Here is a 16,687-nt window from a genome sequence, read left to right as displayed (position 1 = left end):
TGCACATTAAAGTGCGTGTGTCTTATTCATGTTTTATATACATTCAATTGATTAAAAATCGTAGGGATTTTCACATGGCAAAAAGCTTTGTTGCTAAAAATGGGATCAACAGTGCATTAGCGCTGGCTGGTGTTATCAGCTTAAGTGCTTGTACTTTTGTTGGTAATGTCCTTGAGCCAAATAAAATTGATTACAAAAGCGCCAGCAAGGCTGCCACTATTTCTCTGGAAGTTCCTCCTGACTTGACACAGATTCGTCGCGATAATCGATTCTCTGTTCCAAATAGTACACAAGGCAGTGCAACAGCCTCTAGCTATAACTTACAAAAGGGCAATGCTGCTCAATCTACAGCCGCAGTGATCGCGCCTTTGCAAGTTAAATCCATGCGTGTCGAACGAGATGGTTCTCAGCGATGGTTGGTCGTTAATCAAACTCCTGAAGTCTTGTGGCCACAGATCAAAGATTTTTGGCAAGATTCCGGCTTCCTCATTAATGTTGAGTCCCAGGACGCAGGTGTGATGGAGACTGATTGGGCAGAAAATCGTGCCAAGATTCCACAAGATATTATCCGTAACACCTTGGGTAAAGTGCTTGACTCGCTGTATTCCACTGGCGAGCGAGACAAGTTCCGTACCCGTCTTGAGCGCACAGCGGATGGCAATGTAGAAATTTATATTAGCCATCGCGGTGCCCAGGAGGTTTTGGTTGGTTCGCAAAAAGACAGTACTGTCTGGACGCCACGTCCAAATGATAGTGGTTTGGAGGCAGAGTTTTTGTCTCGCTTAATGGTACGTTTGGGTGCTGACGGCGAGCGCGCTAAAGTTGCAGTGTCGTCTCCGGTAGAGTCGAAAACTCGTGCAAAATTGATTAAAACGGCTGATGCAACTTACATCGAGACGGATGAAGGTTTTGATCGTTCATGGCGTCGCGTAGGTTTAGCTTTAGATCGTATCGGTTTTACGGTAGAAGATCGTGATCGTTCGCAAGGCTTGTACTATGTTCGTTACATTGATCAAGACATTGATGCAAAAACAAAAGGCGCTAGTGAAGGCTTCTTCTCTAAGTTATTCTCATTTGGCTCTAGTGACGCTAGCAAGAATGCAAAAAAATACCGCATTCTGGTGAATGGCAAAGGCGAAATCAGTCAGATCAGTATTTACGGTAACGACGGTAAATTAGAAGCATCTTCCACCGCTGATAAAATATTGAATTTGCTGAGTGAGCAACTGAAGTAAATCAGATCTAATTAAGAAACGGCATCATATTTTTATGATGCCGTTTTTTTTATGTCTGCAATTAGATTAGGACTTACGCAAAACCGCCCCAGCTACGTTGTAGCGCCTAGCTGTACTAAAAGACTGCCTTCGTCGCTACGCTTTGCTGAGACAATTTCGTGTAAGTCCTATAAATAAATGGATGAAATTGCAGGCGAAAAAAAACCGACCCGCAGGTCGGTTTTTTCAAGCAATAAAAAAATTACTTGGATGCTGCTGCAGAAGCTGCTGCTGGAGCAGAAGCTGCTGGAGCTGCACCAGATGCTGGAGCTGCATCAGCTGCTGGAGCTGGCATTGGTGCTTCAGCAGGAGCAGAAGCTGCTGCTGGAGCTGTTGCTGCGGGTACTGAAGCTGCTGGAGCAACTGGAGCTTCTTCTTTTTTACCGCAAGCTGCCAAAACAACTGCTAACAGGGAAACGAGCAAGAGTGATTTTTTCATGTTTGTACTTTCAATAAATAGATCAAAAATAGGATCAGAATTTTGCGATGAATAATTACCGGTAATTATCGCTCTATAGGTTAATTCGAGGGCATAATTTCTGAAGAGAAATTCGACCCCTACGAAACTTTCCTAACCCAGAATTATAATGATTTTTGAGTCAATGGAATAGGTTTAGATTGGCTTTTATGCTCAATTTGTACATTATTTGTTAAAATAAACATTCTTTTATTCGCGATGTTCGATTATTGGCTAAATAGTCAAAAAATTTTCATCAAATTAGGCTTTTTGATTACTTTTGTTACAAAGGCTTTTAGTCATTTTTAGTCGATTATCAACTTAAATTTAGCCAGCCATCTTCGTACCACATACACAGTGCTTCCATCACATCATCAGAAACTTCGGCCATATCCTTACCGTCAAGTTGCCTTTGATTTGCTAGTTTCACCAAGCTCGCTTTATCTTCTTTACCGATGGCAAACGATTCTCCGTTGATGAATACGTGCTTGCCCTTATAAAGCATCTGTGTTTTCAAAGAGAGTGAGACGCCATTTTTTTGTGCACTCTGTGTAAATCGTTTTGGTGTCAATGGTTTGGCTGGTGAAGTAAAAAATACACTTGATTTTGGCGTTGTTAGATATTCGCCAATAAAAATTGTAATATCGTCTTCAGTGAACTTGATCTTTGCGATTTGCTCAGCGATGTTATCCACCATCGCTGAGCTGAGTTCTGCAGAGCGCAGGCTAGCTTTTAAATCTGGATCGGCATAGCGTCCGGGCAAATCAATTGAGTCGGACATAAACTGTAAAAACGACTCGCCCAGCTCTTGGTAGGACGGCGCGCGGAAACCGATTGAATACGTCATGCATTCACCAATCGCAACGCCATCATGGGCATATTGTGGCGGCAGGTAGAGCATATCGCCTGGCTCTAATACAAACTCTTGATCCGGTTTAAAGTTGCGCAATACTTTGAGCGGCATCCCCTCGATTAAGCTTAAATCTTTTTGCGCGCCGATCTTCCAGCGACGTTGCCCGTGTACCTGGAGCAAAAATACATCGTAAGAATCAAAATGGGGGCCAACGCCTCCACCGTCTTCTGCATAGCTGATCATCAAGTCGTCTAGCCGCGCATCTGGAATAAAACTGAATTCACGTAGTAAAGCATCTGCATCTTCATGATGTAGATTTACACCTTGAACCAACAAGGTCCAGTCTTTTTTTTCTTTGACGGGCAATTGCTTGAACGGGCCGTTTTGCATTTCCCAATGTTTACCGAAAAAACTGATCAGGCGTGATTCAACGTCGTCTTGCGCTGCCAGTTCAAATAAAGCGTCTTTGGGAAGCAGCGGGCTGAAGCCAGGAATTGCCTGTCGTATCAGTAAAGGTTTTTTATGCCAGTATTCGGCAAGAAATTGATCGGGCGTGATGTTGCCAAGTAAAGGCAATTTGGAAGATAAATTTTTCATGCCCGAATTATAGTCGTGGCTTGTTCAACTAGCCAGACGGGTATAATTCGGCTGCACATTATTTTTAAGGAATATCATGAAGATTGTCAAAGATACAGTTGTTACTGTTAACTATAAACTGTCAGATGCACAAGACAACTTGATCGAAGATGGTCAACAGCCTATGGTGTATTTGCATGGTGGTTACGAAAACACGCTGCCAAAAATTGAAGAAGCCCTGGATGGCAAAGAAGTTGGTTACAAAACAGTACTCCAGGTTGAGCCAGATGATGCATTCGGTGAGTATGATGCGACGCTGGTTAAAGTCGAACCACGTGATCGTCTGCCGACACCGTTAGAAGTCGGTATGCAGTTTGAAGGCATGCAAGACGGCGATGAAGAAGATGATGCAGTGATTTTTACTGTGACAGATGTCGCTGATGATAAAGTAGTTTTAGACGGTAACCATCCGCTAGCCGGCATGGCTTTGCGCTTTACCTTAGAAGTGGCTGATGTACGCGCTGCGACGGAAGAAGAATTGGCGCATGGTCATGTACACGGTGCAAATGGCCATCATCACGATGAAGATGAAGATGATTCTGGCGATGAATATCGCAGCCATCCTATTCATTAATTGTTTTTTTTGATTTTAAAAAAGCCGCAGAGTGTGAATTCTGCGGCTTTTTAATTTGTATGTTCAAAAATGATTGTCCATTATGTATAAGCCTTACAAGCCAATTGTGCTCTGGGAGCCTCATAAAAATTGGACGTTCATTTTTCAAGTTGATAGTTAGTTCAACCCAGATTTTCTATTAAACCGCTACCATCTCGTAGAAACGCAGACGGAATGCGGTGTTTATAGGGATAGCACTACCGCGATAAGTGCGAGTGACACAGCGACAATTGCACCTCTGGCGAACCGCCTAGCGTTGTTGCTTCTCCTGGCAAGAGGCGGCTTGCGTCGTCGTCGCGTCTAGCCAGTCAGTCCGCCAAAGGCACACTTGTCGCTGTTCCAATGGAAAATCTGGGTTCAAAAGCGCTCTTTTGCTAATTGCTTTAACGCATACAAGGCCTCTAAAGCTTCTCTCGGCGTCATCGCATCGGGGTCTAGCTCGCTGATGGCATCCAGTATTGGTGTGTCAGCCGCTATTTCATTATGTTCATAGGCTGTCTCGGCGCTTTTGATGGCTGTATTGGCGCTAAACAGATCAAACTGCGGCGTCGCTTGTAGAGAGTGTGCCTCCAGCTCCGCCAGATGCTTTCTGGCAGCGCGTATTACCCCTTGCGGAATGCCGGCTAGCTGCGCTACCTGCAAGCCATAACTTTGTGATGCAGGACCTGCTTGTACTGCGTGTAGGAAGACAATATTCTCTTTATGCTCTATCGCCGATAGATGAACGTTCTCGGCACTTGGGTGTAGCTCGGGTAACTGCGTCAGTTCAAAATAATGGGTGGCGAATAATGTATAGCTTTTGGATACCAAAATTAAATGGCGTGCAATGGCCCATGCCAGTGCCAAACCGTCAAAGGTCGAAGTGCCACGTCCGACTTCATCCATCAAGACCAGTGACTGTTCAGTTGCTCCGTGCAAAATTGCCGCAGATTCTGTCATCTCCACCATAAACGTGGAACGACCACCGGCCAGATCATCTGCCGCACCAATACGGGTGAAGATGCGATCAATTGGGCCAATCACGACGGCATTTGCGGGGACATAGCTGCCAACATACGCTAGCAGGGTAATGAGCGCGACCTGACGCATAAAGGTCGACTTACCACCCATATTAGGACCCGTAATTAACAGCAATTTATGCTCGTCGGATAGCTGGCAATCGTTGGCGATAAAGCGCTCAATCTGATTTTCAACCACCGGATGGCGACCTTGCTCGATTTGCAGCATGGGTTCTGCGACCAGTTGTGGCGCGCACCAGTTATTTTTGCTCGCGTGTTTCGCTAGACTCACCAGCGTATCAAGCTGCGCAACTGCATGTGCAATTGCTTGTAAGGTCGTAATATGCGGCAGCAATTCTTGCAGCATTTTTTCGTACAAGACTTTCTCCCGAACTAGGGCGCGTTCTTGTGCTGACAGTGCTTTGTCCTCAAAGGCTTTTAGCTCTGGTGTGATATAGCGCTCGGCATTTTTTAAGGTCTGGCGACGGCGATAGTTATCCGGCACTTTGTCTGTCTGGCCATTCGTGACCTCGATATAAAAGCCATGTACCTTGTTGTATTCAACACGTAAGTTGGCAATCCCGGTTCTGGCGCGTTCTGAGGTTTCCAGATCAATCAAAAACTGACCGGCGTTCTCGGATAAGGCGCGCAGTTCGTCTAATTCGGTATCAAACCCTGTGGCGATCACACCGCCATCACGTACCATGGTCGCAGGTTGCAACATCAGGCTACGTTCCAGTAAATCAAGGCACTCCGTTGGCGTTGCCAGATCACCTAAAATCTTAGTGAGTAAGCTGGTTTGATTGTCGGCGATGCACATTGCGACGTAGGATCTTACCGTCGGCAAATGCTGCAAGCCGTCACGCAAACCTGCTAAATCACGTGGCCGCGCTGATTGCAAAGCGATGCGGGTAGTGATGCGTTCTATGTCTGGTACTGAGGTTAAAGTGGTGGACAGACCTGCCGTAGAATCTGCCTGAATCAGCGCTTTGATCGCATCATGCCTTGATCGTGCAATGGTTTGATCGCGCCGCGCATGATGCAACCAATGACGCAATAATCGCGAGCCCATCGCAGTCCGGCAATGGTCGAGTAAAGAAAACAGAGTAGGGGATTCTTGACCGCGTAAGGTTTCAGTCAATTCCAAATTGCGGCGGGTTGCTGTATCTAGGCCAATAAATTCGTTCTCGGTTTCTACGGTCAGACTGTTAATGTGCTTAAGACCCCGACCTTGAGTCGCCTCCGCGTAGCGTAATAAAGCACCGGATGCGCCCAGTGCTGCACTTAAATTTTCCGCACCAAATCCGGTTAACGAACTAGTCGATAATTGATCTTGCAGCGATTTTTGACCCTGCTTCAGATCGAAATGCCAGTCAGGTACTTCAGAGAATTTGCCCGGTAAGATCGCTTGCGAATAATCGATCAATAAACTGCCAGCTGACAACAGAACCTCTGCAGGAGAAATGCGCTCCAACTCTTGTTGCAAGCGGTTGAGAAGTGCTTTTTCATCCGTGCTGAATTCCATTAATTTCAACACTCCGCTGGCGAGTGATAGCCATGCCAGACCCACGGTGACCGTTTTACGTTGTTGTAGCAAACACAGTGCTAGTAAAGGTCGCTCGGATTTTTCTGGCAAGAGATCCGTATCCGTCAACGTCCCCGGCGTGATGACGCGCATGACCTTGCGTTCTACCGGACCTTTACTCGTTGCAGGATCGCCAATCTGTTCACAGATCGCGGCGGATTCGCCCAGTTTCACTAATTTTGCGAGATACGGTTCCAGCGAATGAAAAGGCACACCCGCCATCTTGATCGGCGCGCCATTAGAGGTGCCACGCTGGGTTAAGGTGATACCCAATAAGCGGGTTACTTTTTCTGCGTCTTCAAAAAATAATTCATAAAAATCACCCATGCGATAAAACACCAACGTGTCTGGATGATCTGCTTTGATGCGCAAATATTGCTGCATCATTGGAGTATGTTTTTCTGAATTTGTGATCGCAGAAGTAGTGGTCATTGACGGTGTTCGCTGGTTGAAAGGAAGGGCAATAAAAAATGCGCTTGGTAGCAAGCGCATTGTAGTCCTTTAGAAAAGGAATTTGATCACATCATACAATTATCCGTTGCCGCCGCCGTTACTATTGCCGCGTCCGCCGGAGCGACGTGGCGTCGATTGATTGACGACAGGGCGTGACGGATGACGTGCATCGCCGCTGCGTTGCGCTGGTTTGCCTTGGGCTGAGCCAGTGCTGTTTTTGCTGGCGCTGCTGCGTGGTGCGGATGATGTGGAAGGTGCGCGCTGACGATTTCCGCCGCCGCCATTACCACCACCATTGCCGCCGCGTGATTGACCTTGACCTCCGCCACCACTGCGCAATTGTATTGGTTGCGCTTTGGCATGAGGATCGGGAATAAAACCGTCGATGATTTCTTGTGGTAACTGGCGTTTGATCAGTTTTTCAATATCTGCCAAGAGTTTGAATTCATCCACGCACACCAGTGATACGGCTTCGCCAGTTGCGCCGGCACGGCCGGTGCGGCCGATACGATGAACATAATCTTCTGGCACATTTGGTAAATCGTAATTCACAACGTGCGGCAGCTGGTCGATATCAATACCGCGTGCGGCGATGTCGGTGGCGACTAAAACGGTCAAGCTACCGTCCTTAAATTCTGCCAGCGCTTTGGTACGGGCTGATTGGCTCTTGTTGCCGTGAATGGCCATCGCGTTGATACCATCTTTGCCGAGCTGCTCTACCAGTTTGTTTGCGCCGTGCTTAGTACGGGTGAACACCAAGACCTGATTCCAGCTATGTGTTTTGATCAGGTGTGCAAGCATAGGGTGCTTTTTATCGCGGTCAACCGGATGAACCTTTTGCGCGATGACTTCCACCGTGGAATTGCGACGGGCGACTTCGATCATGGCCGGGTTATTCAACAAGCGGTCAGCCAGAGTTTTGATCTCGTCCGAGAAAGTTGCAGAGAACAACAGGTTTTGACGCTTTGCAGGCAAAATTGCCAGCACTTTTTTGATGTCATGGATAAAGCCCATGTCTAGCATACGATCGGCTTCATCCAATACCAAAATTTCTACCTGGCGCAAATCGATCGTACCTTGCTGGTGGTGATCGAGCAGGCGACCTGGTGTCGCTACCAGAATATCGACACCATTTTTCAGCAATTTAATTTGTGGATTGATACCCACGCCGCCAAAAATAACGCCGGAGTTCAGGTTGGTATATTTGCCGTAAATGCGGACACTTTCTTCAACTTGCGCCGCCAGTTCACGGGTCGGGGTCAGCACCAGAGTGCGGATTGGGCGACGATCTAATTTATTTTTTGGTGTGACGGCCGAAGTGGACAGACGCTGCAAAATAGGTAGCGTAAAACCAGCGGTCTTGCCCGTGCCAGTTTGCGCGCCGGCCAATAAATCACCACCGCTGATCACGGCGGGTATGGCTTGCTTTTGAATTGGGGTAGGGGTGGTATAGCCTTGTTCGCTAACGGCACGAACGATGTTCTCGGACAAACCGAGTTCTGAGAATGACATAATTTATTTCTATCTAAATCGACTTAATTTTACTAAATGGACATAGACAAATGATTGCTGCAATGTTCTTACATACCACCTGCCTATGCTTACATACTCGGCTAGAGTATTTTTTATTGTCCAAAGATTATATGGACAATAAGGAGTATTTTTGATGATACTCCCCTTTTTTTTCTGTCTTTATTGAAAGAGCTATTTACTTATTTGACTGAAAACGGTTGGAAAGCGCCGACCATCTGGCCGAATACTTTTGGTGTACCCGCAAGTACGTCGCCTTTGTGCAAATAATCGCTGTCGCCAGAGAAGGTGCCGACGATTCCGCCAGCTTCTGTTACTAACAAGGAGCCGGCAGCGATATCCCACGGTGCCAGACCTTTTTCAAAAAAGCCGTCCAGACGACCTGATGCAACATAGGCTAAATCCAAGGCTGCCGCGCCAGCTCTTCTCAATCCCTGGCATTTGGTCGTCATGATTTTGAACATTTCTACGTACTCGTCCAGATTGGAAAAGTCGCGGGAAGGGAAGCCCGTGCCGATCAGCGCATCCGCGATTTTGTCGCAGCGGGTAACGCGGATACGTTTGTCGTTCAGAAAGGCACCCGCGCCTTTGCTGGCAGTGAACATTTCGTTGCGGACAGGGTCATACACAACCGCTTGCGTAATTACGCCGCGTTGTTGCAGAGCGATTGAGACGCAATATTGTGGAAAACCGTGGATGAAGTTGGTGGTGCCGTCGAGCGGATCGATGATCCAGACGTTGTCGTTCTCGTCGTGTAAATTGGCGGAAGCCCCGGACTCTTCTGCCAGAATCGCATGATCTGGATAGGCAGTGGTCAGCACCTCAATGATGGCAGCTTCAGCAGCACGATCTACTTCGGTCACAAAATCGTTATATTGTTTTTCCGAGACCTGTACGCGATCTAGGTCGAAGGAAGCGCGGCTGATAATAGTCGCGCCACGGCGAGCGGCTTTAATTGCCGTATTGAGCATTGGGTGCATAAGGGTTTCCGTTAAAATGGCGGCATTGTCGATGCACACATCAATAACGATGTTTGCAAGTAAGATGTCGCACAAAAATGAATTAAAGAGCGTCGCGTGTAACCATAAAACATATCACCGCGGCAAATAAACCGCACAGATTAACGCGTAATAACACTATTTTAAATGAACTTGCTCCAAACTAATACATCTCTTTTCAAACGCCTGCGCTTTGTCATGGTAGAAACTAGCCATCCTGGCAATATCGGCGCAGTAGCTCGTGCAATAAAAACCATGGGTTTTGCTGAGCTTGTCCTGGTTAATCCACGCTTTCCTGATGCATTAAGCAATCCTGACGCCATCGCGTTTGCCAGCGGGGCACAAGATGTTCTGGATTCTGCTCAAATCGTGGATTCGATCGATGCGGCTTTATCGGGCTGCCAATTTGTTGCTGCTGTCAGCGCCAGACTACGAGAATTTTCCCCGCCGATCTGCACGCCGCGCGAGGTCGCACAGCGTTTAACACACAGCGCTGAATTATCCGGACCTGTTGCCTTGGTGTTTGGTAATGAGCGTTTCGGCTTGCCTAACGAGATCGTGGTTAAGTGCAATGCCTTGATCAATATCCCTGCTAATCCTGATTATTCCTCACTGAACCTGGCGCAAGCCGTGCAATTGCTTGCGTATGAGTGCCGGATTGCTGAAATAGGCGACAAGATGCCAACAACGGATATTGGTTTTCAAGGTGCAATGGCATCCGCTGATGATATTGAGGGTATGTACGTGCATTTGGAGAAAGCTTTGATTGCAATTAATTTCCTTGATCCCGCCCACCCTAAAAAATTGATGCCAAGACTTAAACGCTTATTTTCTCGTGCTCAACTAGAGGCGGAAGAAGTGAATATACTTAGAGGTATTGCGAAAAAAATATTGGAATCAAAAGTAGGCTGAAATTCACTAACTTCTGAGCTCACTTCTTAACACCCAATAACACTGAGCTTAAGTTTCTGGTCGGCAATTAATTGAATTGATTTTGTTGCTTAAATTGATAAATAAGTTGAAATTGAACCCCTTATCTGACTTTCTTCTGAGATTGACTTCTGTGTTTGTTATAAAGCAAGTAATATTCTTACTATATAAGGATGTGGCTTGACTCGCTTTTGCCGTATTTTAAGATTTGACGATTACCGAGGTATTATCATTTTTCTTCGAACCAACCGATTTTTGTTACTTGTATTTTTGCTTGTGGCATTGCTTCTCAATGCTGCGACTCCTGCTCACGCCCTTGGGTTAGGCGAATTGCGTGTTAAGTCCGGTTTGGGGCAGCCTCTTAGCGCTACGGTTAATTTGCTTGGAACAGACAGCAACATTAATCAATCCTGCATTACAGCTAAAATTGACTCAGCCGATGGTGGATTTTTAGCGGCAGCGACTACTTCGCTGAACCAGGTTGGCTCCAATAAGTTGGTTCAAATTATTTCTCGCAAGGGCTTATCAGAACCTGCCATCAAGATAACGGTAGATGTCGCTTGTGAGGTACAGCTACATCGTGAATACATGGTGTTGCTCGACCCTCCGCAATTTAATGCTGCCGAGGGCAGTTCGCCAATATCCTTACCTTCAGTGCCATTGTCAGCAAGCTCCAAAGAGCCGACCCAAGATCAGTCAGTTGTGAGGAAAAAAAACAAACCCGTAATTAGTACTTCGCCAAAAAACGAAGCGAGTTTCAGTAAAGAGTTTTCGCGTTCAGCGCCTGCTTTATCGACAAAAGCGAGCAAAAAACTTGCTAAAGAACATAAAGACGTCTTAAAGTTATCTGATGATTCCATTGTTTTACCGCAACAAGGTTTACATCTAAGCGATAGTTTATCTTCTGCCCCATTAGAACAACAAAGCGCTAGCAACATGGCTGAGTTACGTGCTGCTCAGGCTCATTTTGCGGCATTGTTGCGTGGGGATAACACCGATGTAGAATCTGAGGCACAGTTAAAGGCAAGGGAGCAAAAAATACAGGCATTGCAAATGGAGGCCGCACAATTAAAAAAGCAAAGTCAGGTCGACAAAGTAGCGCTAGAAGATATGAAAGACAGTAGTTTTTCTCGTAATTGGGTGATTGGTCTGTCTGCTTTTATTCTGGCTGGCGCTCTCATCATTGGTATGTTGATTGTTTATATTAATCGCCTGCATAAACGTGCTGAATTTTCTTGGTGGGAACAAAACGCGCAAAAAAATGCCGAGCCTAAGAAAAATATAGAAGAAATAGTGAATAGCGTGCAGGCATCTTATGACACGAATGGTGTGGCTACTTATCAAACTTATGAGATGAATTCTAAAGATTCACACCTCAATAAGCTCGAAGCCCCCACCGATAATCTAGATACTACTTGGCCTATCGCAGATCAGAATACTCAGCGTGTTTCTACTAGAACACCGACGCTGGAAGAAAGCAACAGCAGCACCTTTAACTTTTTTTCTACTCGAGGTACCTCTGTCAAAGTAGAAGAAATTTCAGATGTGACGCAAGAGGCTGAGTTCTGGATTTCTGTCAATGATCCGCACCGGGCCATCGAGATACTTGAGCCACAAGCAGACGTCGAGCATCCTGATTCTCCTGTACCTTGGCTGTATTTGTTAGATCTGTATCGCTCTGTAAATGACAGGGAAAAATACGATATCCTTCGTAGCCGTTTTATTCTCCACTTCAATGCAAATATTCCTGAGTTTGAGATTGACCCCGCTACTATTGAGAGTCGCCAGCTAGAAGATTTTATTCATTTGACCGAGCGTATTTGTTCGATGTGGGGTGGTAATGACATATTGCCTTTCCTGCAAAGTTTATTAGTTGATGACAGAGACGGCAAGCGCATGGGATTTGAATTGCCTGTGTATCGTGATATTTTATTGTTGATTGCGATCGCACATGAATTAGAGAGGACAAAGGCGCTCGGCGGCGCAACGGGCAGTGGTTGGATTAGCGCACATGATGCTAGCGCTTTAGATAAAAATACTCCAGTAGACTCGAATATTCCAAACAATGACACGCACACGATTAATTTTGAATCAATCGATTTCCAAAAGAAAACATAATCCAAAACAAGAACAAATGACTGTATTTGGTCGCATGCAAAATTACCCTGCAAGATGTAGTAATGAAGCCGCTACTTTAGTACGACAAAGAGTGGCAATGTAGCTGCTAGCAAGCTAAACAAAATCTAACTAGAACTAGGTGACAAATGATTAAATTATGTGGGTTTGCAGTCAGTAATTATTACAACAAAGTCAAATTAGCACTTCTGGAAAAGCAGATTCCTTTTGAAGAGGTTTTAGTCTGGACTGATCGCTCTCCAGAGTTGCTGGCTCGTTCTCCATTGGGTAAAGTGCCTTTTATTCAGACTGATCAAGGCTCATTGTGCGAATCCCAAAATATTTTGGACTATCTGGAAGTGACTTATCCTGCGCATCCTTTAATTCCTAAAGATGTTTTTGCTGCGGCAAAAGTAAAAGAGCTCATTACTTTTTTAGAGTTGCATCTTGAGCTAGTCGCTCGCGAATTATATGCAGAGGCATTTTTTGGCGGTAAGGTGTCAGATGAGGTTAAGCTCAAAGTTGAGAAACAATTGACGCGTAATATCAACGCTTTAACACCCATGCTTAAGTTTGCTCCGTTTGTCGCCGGAGATGAATTTACGATGGCCGATTGTGCCGCAGCGGTACATTTTCCTTTGGTATCAATGGCGACCAAAGCGATTTATGGACGAGATTTTTTAGCTGATTTGCCAGTACGCGATTATGTCAAAATGATTTCTGAGCGTCCTCATATGCAAACAATTAACGCCGACAGAAAAGCCAATCAAGTGTTGATGGCTAGTATAAAGAAATAATGATGAAGAAATAAGTTCGAGAAAATAAAAGCTAAATCGAGACCACTCTTTTCAGGATTGAAAGTGTTTGCTTTAAAAAGAATTGATCAACAAAAAAACGGCGACTCTCAAAATTGAAAGTCACCGTTTTTTGTTGAGGTAATTACGTTTGCAAATACCAAACTTACACGGCACGTCGCATTTTCTGCACTACATAGGTTTTGACTTCTTCGGGTTGTTCTACCAGTTTTACGATCGCAAAGGTACAGTTATCACCATGACCATCTGATCTTTCACGTGCTTTTCTGATGAGTAGTTCAGATGCCTGACGTGGGGTATTCGCTGCAACTGCGGCGGACAATTCTGCATCAGTAAAATAATGCCAAAGCCCGTCAGAGCAAATCAGAAAAGAGTCACCTGTTTTTAAATCACTACGTTGTCCAAAACCGATATAAGGGGCGGTTGTGCTTGAACCTAAAACATTGACCAAAATATTTGACATACGATGGGTCTTGGCTTCTTCTGCAGTGATTTTCCCTTCGTCAACCAAGCGTTCAACGTAGGAGTGATCTTTGGTTCTTTCAGCAAAGTTAGGGCCACTAAAGCGATATAAACGAGAATCCCCAGCATATGCCCAAATTGCCTCTTTATTAGGAGTAATGACCAGCGCGACAAATGTACTGTGAGGTTCTTTTTCAGATGAAACGCCACTAAGTTTAATAATCGTATGGGCTTCATTAACGATGCTTTCTAATAATTGTTTTACGTCGTTAGTAGGATAAAATTCATCAAACAAAAATTTTGAAGTGCGAATCACCTGTTCTGCCGCTAACGCACCGCCACTCTTGCCGCCCATGCCATCAGCTACCACTGCCATCATATAGCCAGGGGCATGCGGTGCAGCGAATAAGGCAGCTCTGTCCTGTTGTTCTTTCCTGTCACCAATGTGTTGTCCGGTGCCAGCTTCGATCTTATATTGGCTCATACGTATTGGTAGATTAAACTAATGTAAATCAGTAATAAGCAGTAATAATTGATGATAAACAATTTTCACGAATACTGTTGCCCAAATTAAACTTCATTCTACTCGCAACCGGACGACTATGAGCCATCCAGAACAAATACAACAGCGCATTATCGAGCTGGAAGTCGAACATCGTGACTTAGATATCGTAATTGATACCTTGATTAAAGATATTAATCATGACGAATTGCAATTACGTCGGCTTAAAAAACGTAAATTACAACTCAAGGATCATATTACTCTTTTAAAAATGCAAATGATGCCAGATGTACCTGCTTGATACCTTATTTTTTTTGCACTCGCGAAAGTTAAAATAGAAATCGACTCTGGGGCTATCATTTATACACGTTTGATCTTCACGCACATCGTCATCACCGACATCACTGGCACCTTTTATTTTGACTGAACAGACACAAGAAACGAATGCTCCGGGCATTCATGACGACGAAGTTGAACAGATTTTTGGATTGACGGGCGCTTTAAGTACTTCGATTAAAGGATATCGTCCGCGTCAGGCGCAAACCGAAATGGCAAAAGCGATTGCCAGCGCGATCTCCGGTCAAAAAACCTTGCTGGCAGAAGCTGGCACTGGTACTGGTAAAACCTACGCCTATTTGACGCCGGCCTTACTATGGGGCGGTAAGGTCATTGTCTCTACCGGCACCAAAAACTTGCAAGATCAGTTGTTCTTGCGAGATATTCCCATGATTAAAAAGGTGTTAAAAGCACCCGTCTCGATTGCTTTGCTCAAAGGTCGTGCCAACTATTTGTGTCATTTTCACTTAGAGCGGACGTTGCAAAATGGACGTCTCACATCGCGTGAAGATGTTGGTTATCTGCGCGATATTTCCCGATTTATGAAAACCACCAGTAGCGGCGATAAAGCCGAGCTGGCGCGCGTCCCAGAAACCGCATCGGTCTGGAATCTGGTGACCTCCACTAAAGACACCTGCATGGGGTCGGAATGTCAGTACTATCAGGATTGTTTTGTCATGAAGGCGCGTAAAGAGGCGCAGCAGGCTGATGTAGTGGTGGTTAACCATCATTTGTTTTTTGCTGACGTAGCCTTAAAAGATACGGGCATTGCCGAGTTACTGCCTTCTGCTAACACGGTCATTTTTGATGAAGCACATCAATTACCAGATACAGCGACGCTATTTTTTGGTGAAACGATATCTACTTCGCAGATCTTGGAATTATGTCGCGATGTATTGGCAGAAGGCCTGTCCCATGCCCGTGACGGTGCCGAGTGGGCTAAGCTGGTGGGGCCGGTCGAGCGTGCAGCACGCGATTTGCGCCTCGCATTTCCACAAGACGTAGTGCGCTTATCATTGTCGCAAATTGCGCCGTCGAGTGAGTTTTTTCCTGCCTTAGAAACGCTCAAAGATGCGATGGATGACATGATCGCTGTGCTGGAAAAACAAGCTGTCCGTGCCGAGACATTGGAGCAATGCCGCGTCCGTGCAATTGATCTGAACAGCAAAATCAATGACTGGAAAGAAACTGAGCCGCAAAAAAACAATTCCACTAATGCGGGTGTCGCGGATAAATTAGAAAAAGCCGACTATGTCCTGTGGGTAGAAGCGTTTTCTACTTCTTTGCAATTACATCGGACGCCGTTATCGATAGCGCCGATTTTTAATAAACAGCGAGAAGGGGTGCCGCGTACCTGGATTTTTACCTCGGCGACGATGGCAGTCAAAAATGACTTTACCCATTTTGTGTCACAAATGGGCTTATGGAATGAACCAGCAAGAACCTGGCCTAGTCCGTTTAACTATGCCGAGCAAGGGATTTTGTACGTACCAGAAGGCATGCCGCAACCCAATTCTCGAGAATATACCGACGCTGTTGTGGATGCCGCTTTACCTGTCATCGAGGCTGCTGGCGGTAAAACCTTTTTATTGTGCACCACGATTAAGGCAGTCAAGCATTGTGCTGAACGCTTGCGGGAAGAATTTCAACAACGTGATTTGCCTTTCCCCTTATTTGTCCAAGGTGATGCCGGACGTACTGAATTGTTAGACCGGTTCCGCGCAGCTGGAAATGGGGTACTGATAGGAAGTCAAAGTTTTTGGGAGGGCGTTGATGTGCGTGGCGATGCTTTGTCGCTGGTCGTGATCGACAAACTACCGTTTTCTCCACCGGATGATCCGGTGTTGGCGGCGCGTATTGAGGCTATGGAGAAGAAAGGCTTGAACGGTTTTGTGCATCATCAACTGCCCGAGGCGATCATTAATCTGAAGCAGGGCGCAGGCCGACTGATTCGGGACGAGACGGATAAAGGCGTATTGATGTTGTGCGATCCGCGTCTGATTTCTAAGCCCTATGGCAAACGAATCTGGCAGAGCTTGCCTGCGTTTACCCGTACTCGTGAACTGAACGTCGTGCAAAATTTTTTTAAACAGTTGGTATATGCGCCTAAGAATGATCAATAGATATACT

General features: G+C 45.7%; 13 protein-coding genes. 7 read left to right on the top strand and 6 right to left on the bottom strand.

Annotated elements, in window-relative coordinates:
• Positions 1–74 precede the first annotated feature (74 nt).
• A complete protein-coding gene (bamC, locus tag RGU72_RS07975) occupies positions 75–1,235 on the top strand; it encodes an outer membrane protein assembly factor BamC (protein WP_322119223.1) in 1,161 nt (386 codons plus the stop codon).
• A 241-nt stretch (positions 1,236–1,476) separates the two neighbouring features.
• Here bamC and RGU72_RS21405 read toward each other — a convergent pair whose 3' ends face one another.
• A complete protein-coding gene (locus tag RGU72_RS21405) occupies positions 1,477–1,713 on the bottom strand; it encodes a hypothetical protein (RefSeq protein ID WP_416200111.1) in 237 nt (78 codons plus the stop codon).
• A gap of 334 nt (positions 1,714–2,047) precedes the next feature.
• Entirely contained in the window at positions 2,048–3,181 is a 1,134-nt protein-coding gene (locus RGU72_RS07965; protein WP_322119221.1) for a cupin domain-containing protein, read from the bottom strand.
• 76 nt (positions 3,182–3,257) lie between these two features.
• Between RGU72_RS07965 and RGU72_RS07960 the strand changes: the two genes are divergently transcribed.
• Positions 3,258–3,794: a peptidylprolyl isomerase gene (locus RGU72_RS07960; RefSeq protein ID WP_322119220.1), complete on the top strand. Its 537-nt coding sequence runs from the start codon at positions 3,258–3,260 to the stop codon at positions 3,792–3,794.
• A gap of 396 nt (positions 3,795–4,190) precedes the next feature.
• Here the strand turns inward: RGU72_RS07960 and mutS are convergent, their stop codons facing one another.
• The 3 genes from mutS to RGU72_RS07945 form a co-directional block, all read right to left on the bottom strand.
• Positions 4,191–6,848 carry a DNA mismatch repair protein MutS gene (mutS, locus tag RGU72_RS07955; RefSeq protein ID WP_322119219.1) on the bottom strand — a complete coding sequence of 886 codons (2,658 nt, stop codon included), beginning with the start codon at positions 6,846–6,848 and terminating at the stop codon, positions 4,191–4,193.
• A gap of 99 nt (positions 6,849–6,947) precedes the next feature.
• On the bottom strand, positions 6,948–8,381 hold the full coding sequence (locus RGU72_RS07950; protein WP_322119218.1) for a DEAD/DEAH box helicase: 1,434 nt from the start codon (positions 8,379–8,381) through the stop codon (positions 6,948–6,950).
• Between the two features lie 200 nt (positions 8,382–8,581).
• Positions 8,582–9,370, bottom strand: coding sequence for an inositol monophosphatase family protein (locus tag RGU72_RS07945; RefSeq protein ID WP_322121585.1), 789 nt, complete (start codon positions 9,368–9,370; stop codon positions 8,582–8,584).
• A 174-nt stretch (positions 9,371–9,544) separates the two neighbouring features.
• Here RGU72_RS07945 and RGU72_RS07940 point away from each other — a divergent pair, with 174 nt between their 5' ends.
• From RGU72_RS07940 to RGU72_RS07930, 3 genes are all read left to right on the top strand, one after another.
• Entirely contained in the window at positions 9,545–10,309 is a 765-nt protein-coding gene (locus RGU72_RS07940) for an RNA methyltransferase (protein ID WP_322119217.1), read from the top strand.
• A gap of 294 nt (positions 10,310–10,603) precedes the next feature.
• A complete protein-coding gene (locus tag RGU72_RS07935) occupies positions 10,604–12,445 on the top strand; it encodes a hypothetical protein (protein WP_322119216.1) in 1,842 nt (613 codons plus the stop codon).
• A 146-nt stretch (positions 12,446–12,591) separates the two neighbouring features.
• Entirely contained in the window at positions 12,592–13,239 is a 648-nt protein-coding gene (locus RGU72_RS07930; RefSeq protein ID WP_322119215.1) for a glutathione S-transferase, read from the top strand.
• 163 nt (positions 13,240–13,402) lie between these two features.
• On the opposite strand, the gene RGU72_RS07925 is transcribed toward RGU72_RS07930, so the two are convergent.
• Positions 13,403–14,203, bottom strand: coding sequence for a PP2C family protein-serine/threonine phosphatase (locus RGU72_RS07925; protein ID WP_322119214.1), 801 nt, complete (start codon positions 14,201–14,203; stop codon positions 13,403–13,405).
• A gap of 118 nt (positions 14,204–14,321) precedes the next feature.
• Here RGU72_RS07925 and RGU72_RS07920 point away from each other — a divergent pair, with 118 nt between their 5' ends.
• Both RGU72_RS07920 and RGU72_RS07915 read left to right on the top strand, forming a co-directional pair.
• The gene (locus tag RGU72_RS07920; protein ID WP_322119213.1) at positions 14,322–14,522 is read left to right on the top strand and encodes a YdcH family protein; all 201 of its coding nucleotides are present in this window, start codon (positions 14,322–14,324) and stop codon (positions 14,520–14,522) included.
• Between the two features lie 118 nt (positions 14,523–14,640).
• Positions 14,641–16,680 carry an ATP-dependent DNA helicase gene (locus RGU72_RS07915; protein WP_322119212.1) on the top strand — a complete coding sequence of 680 codons (2,040 nt, stop codon included), beginning with the start codon at positions 14,641–14,643 and terminating at the stop codon, positions 16,678–16,680.
• Positions 16,681–16,687 lie beyond the last annotated feature (7 nt).

Origin of the sequence: Undibacterium sp. 5I1, from assembly GCF_034314085.1 — a bacterium.
Lineage (GTDB): Bacteria > Pseudomonadota > Gammaproteobacteria > Burkholderiales > Burkholderiaceae_D > Undibacterium.
The sequence above is the reverse complement of the archived record's forward strand: the minus strand, read 5'-3'. Positions and strand labels throughout refer to the sequence as shown.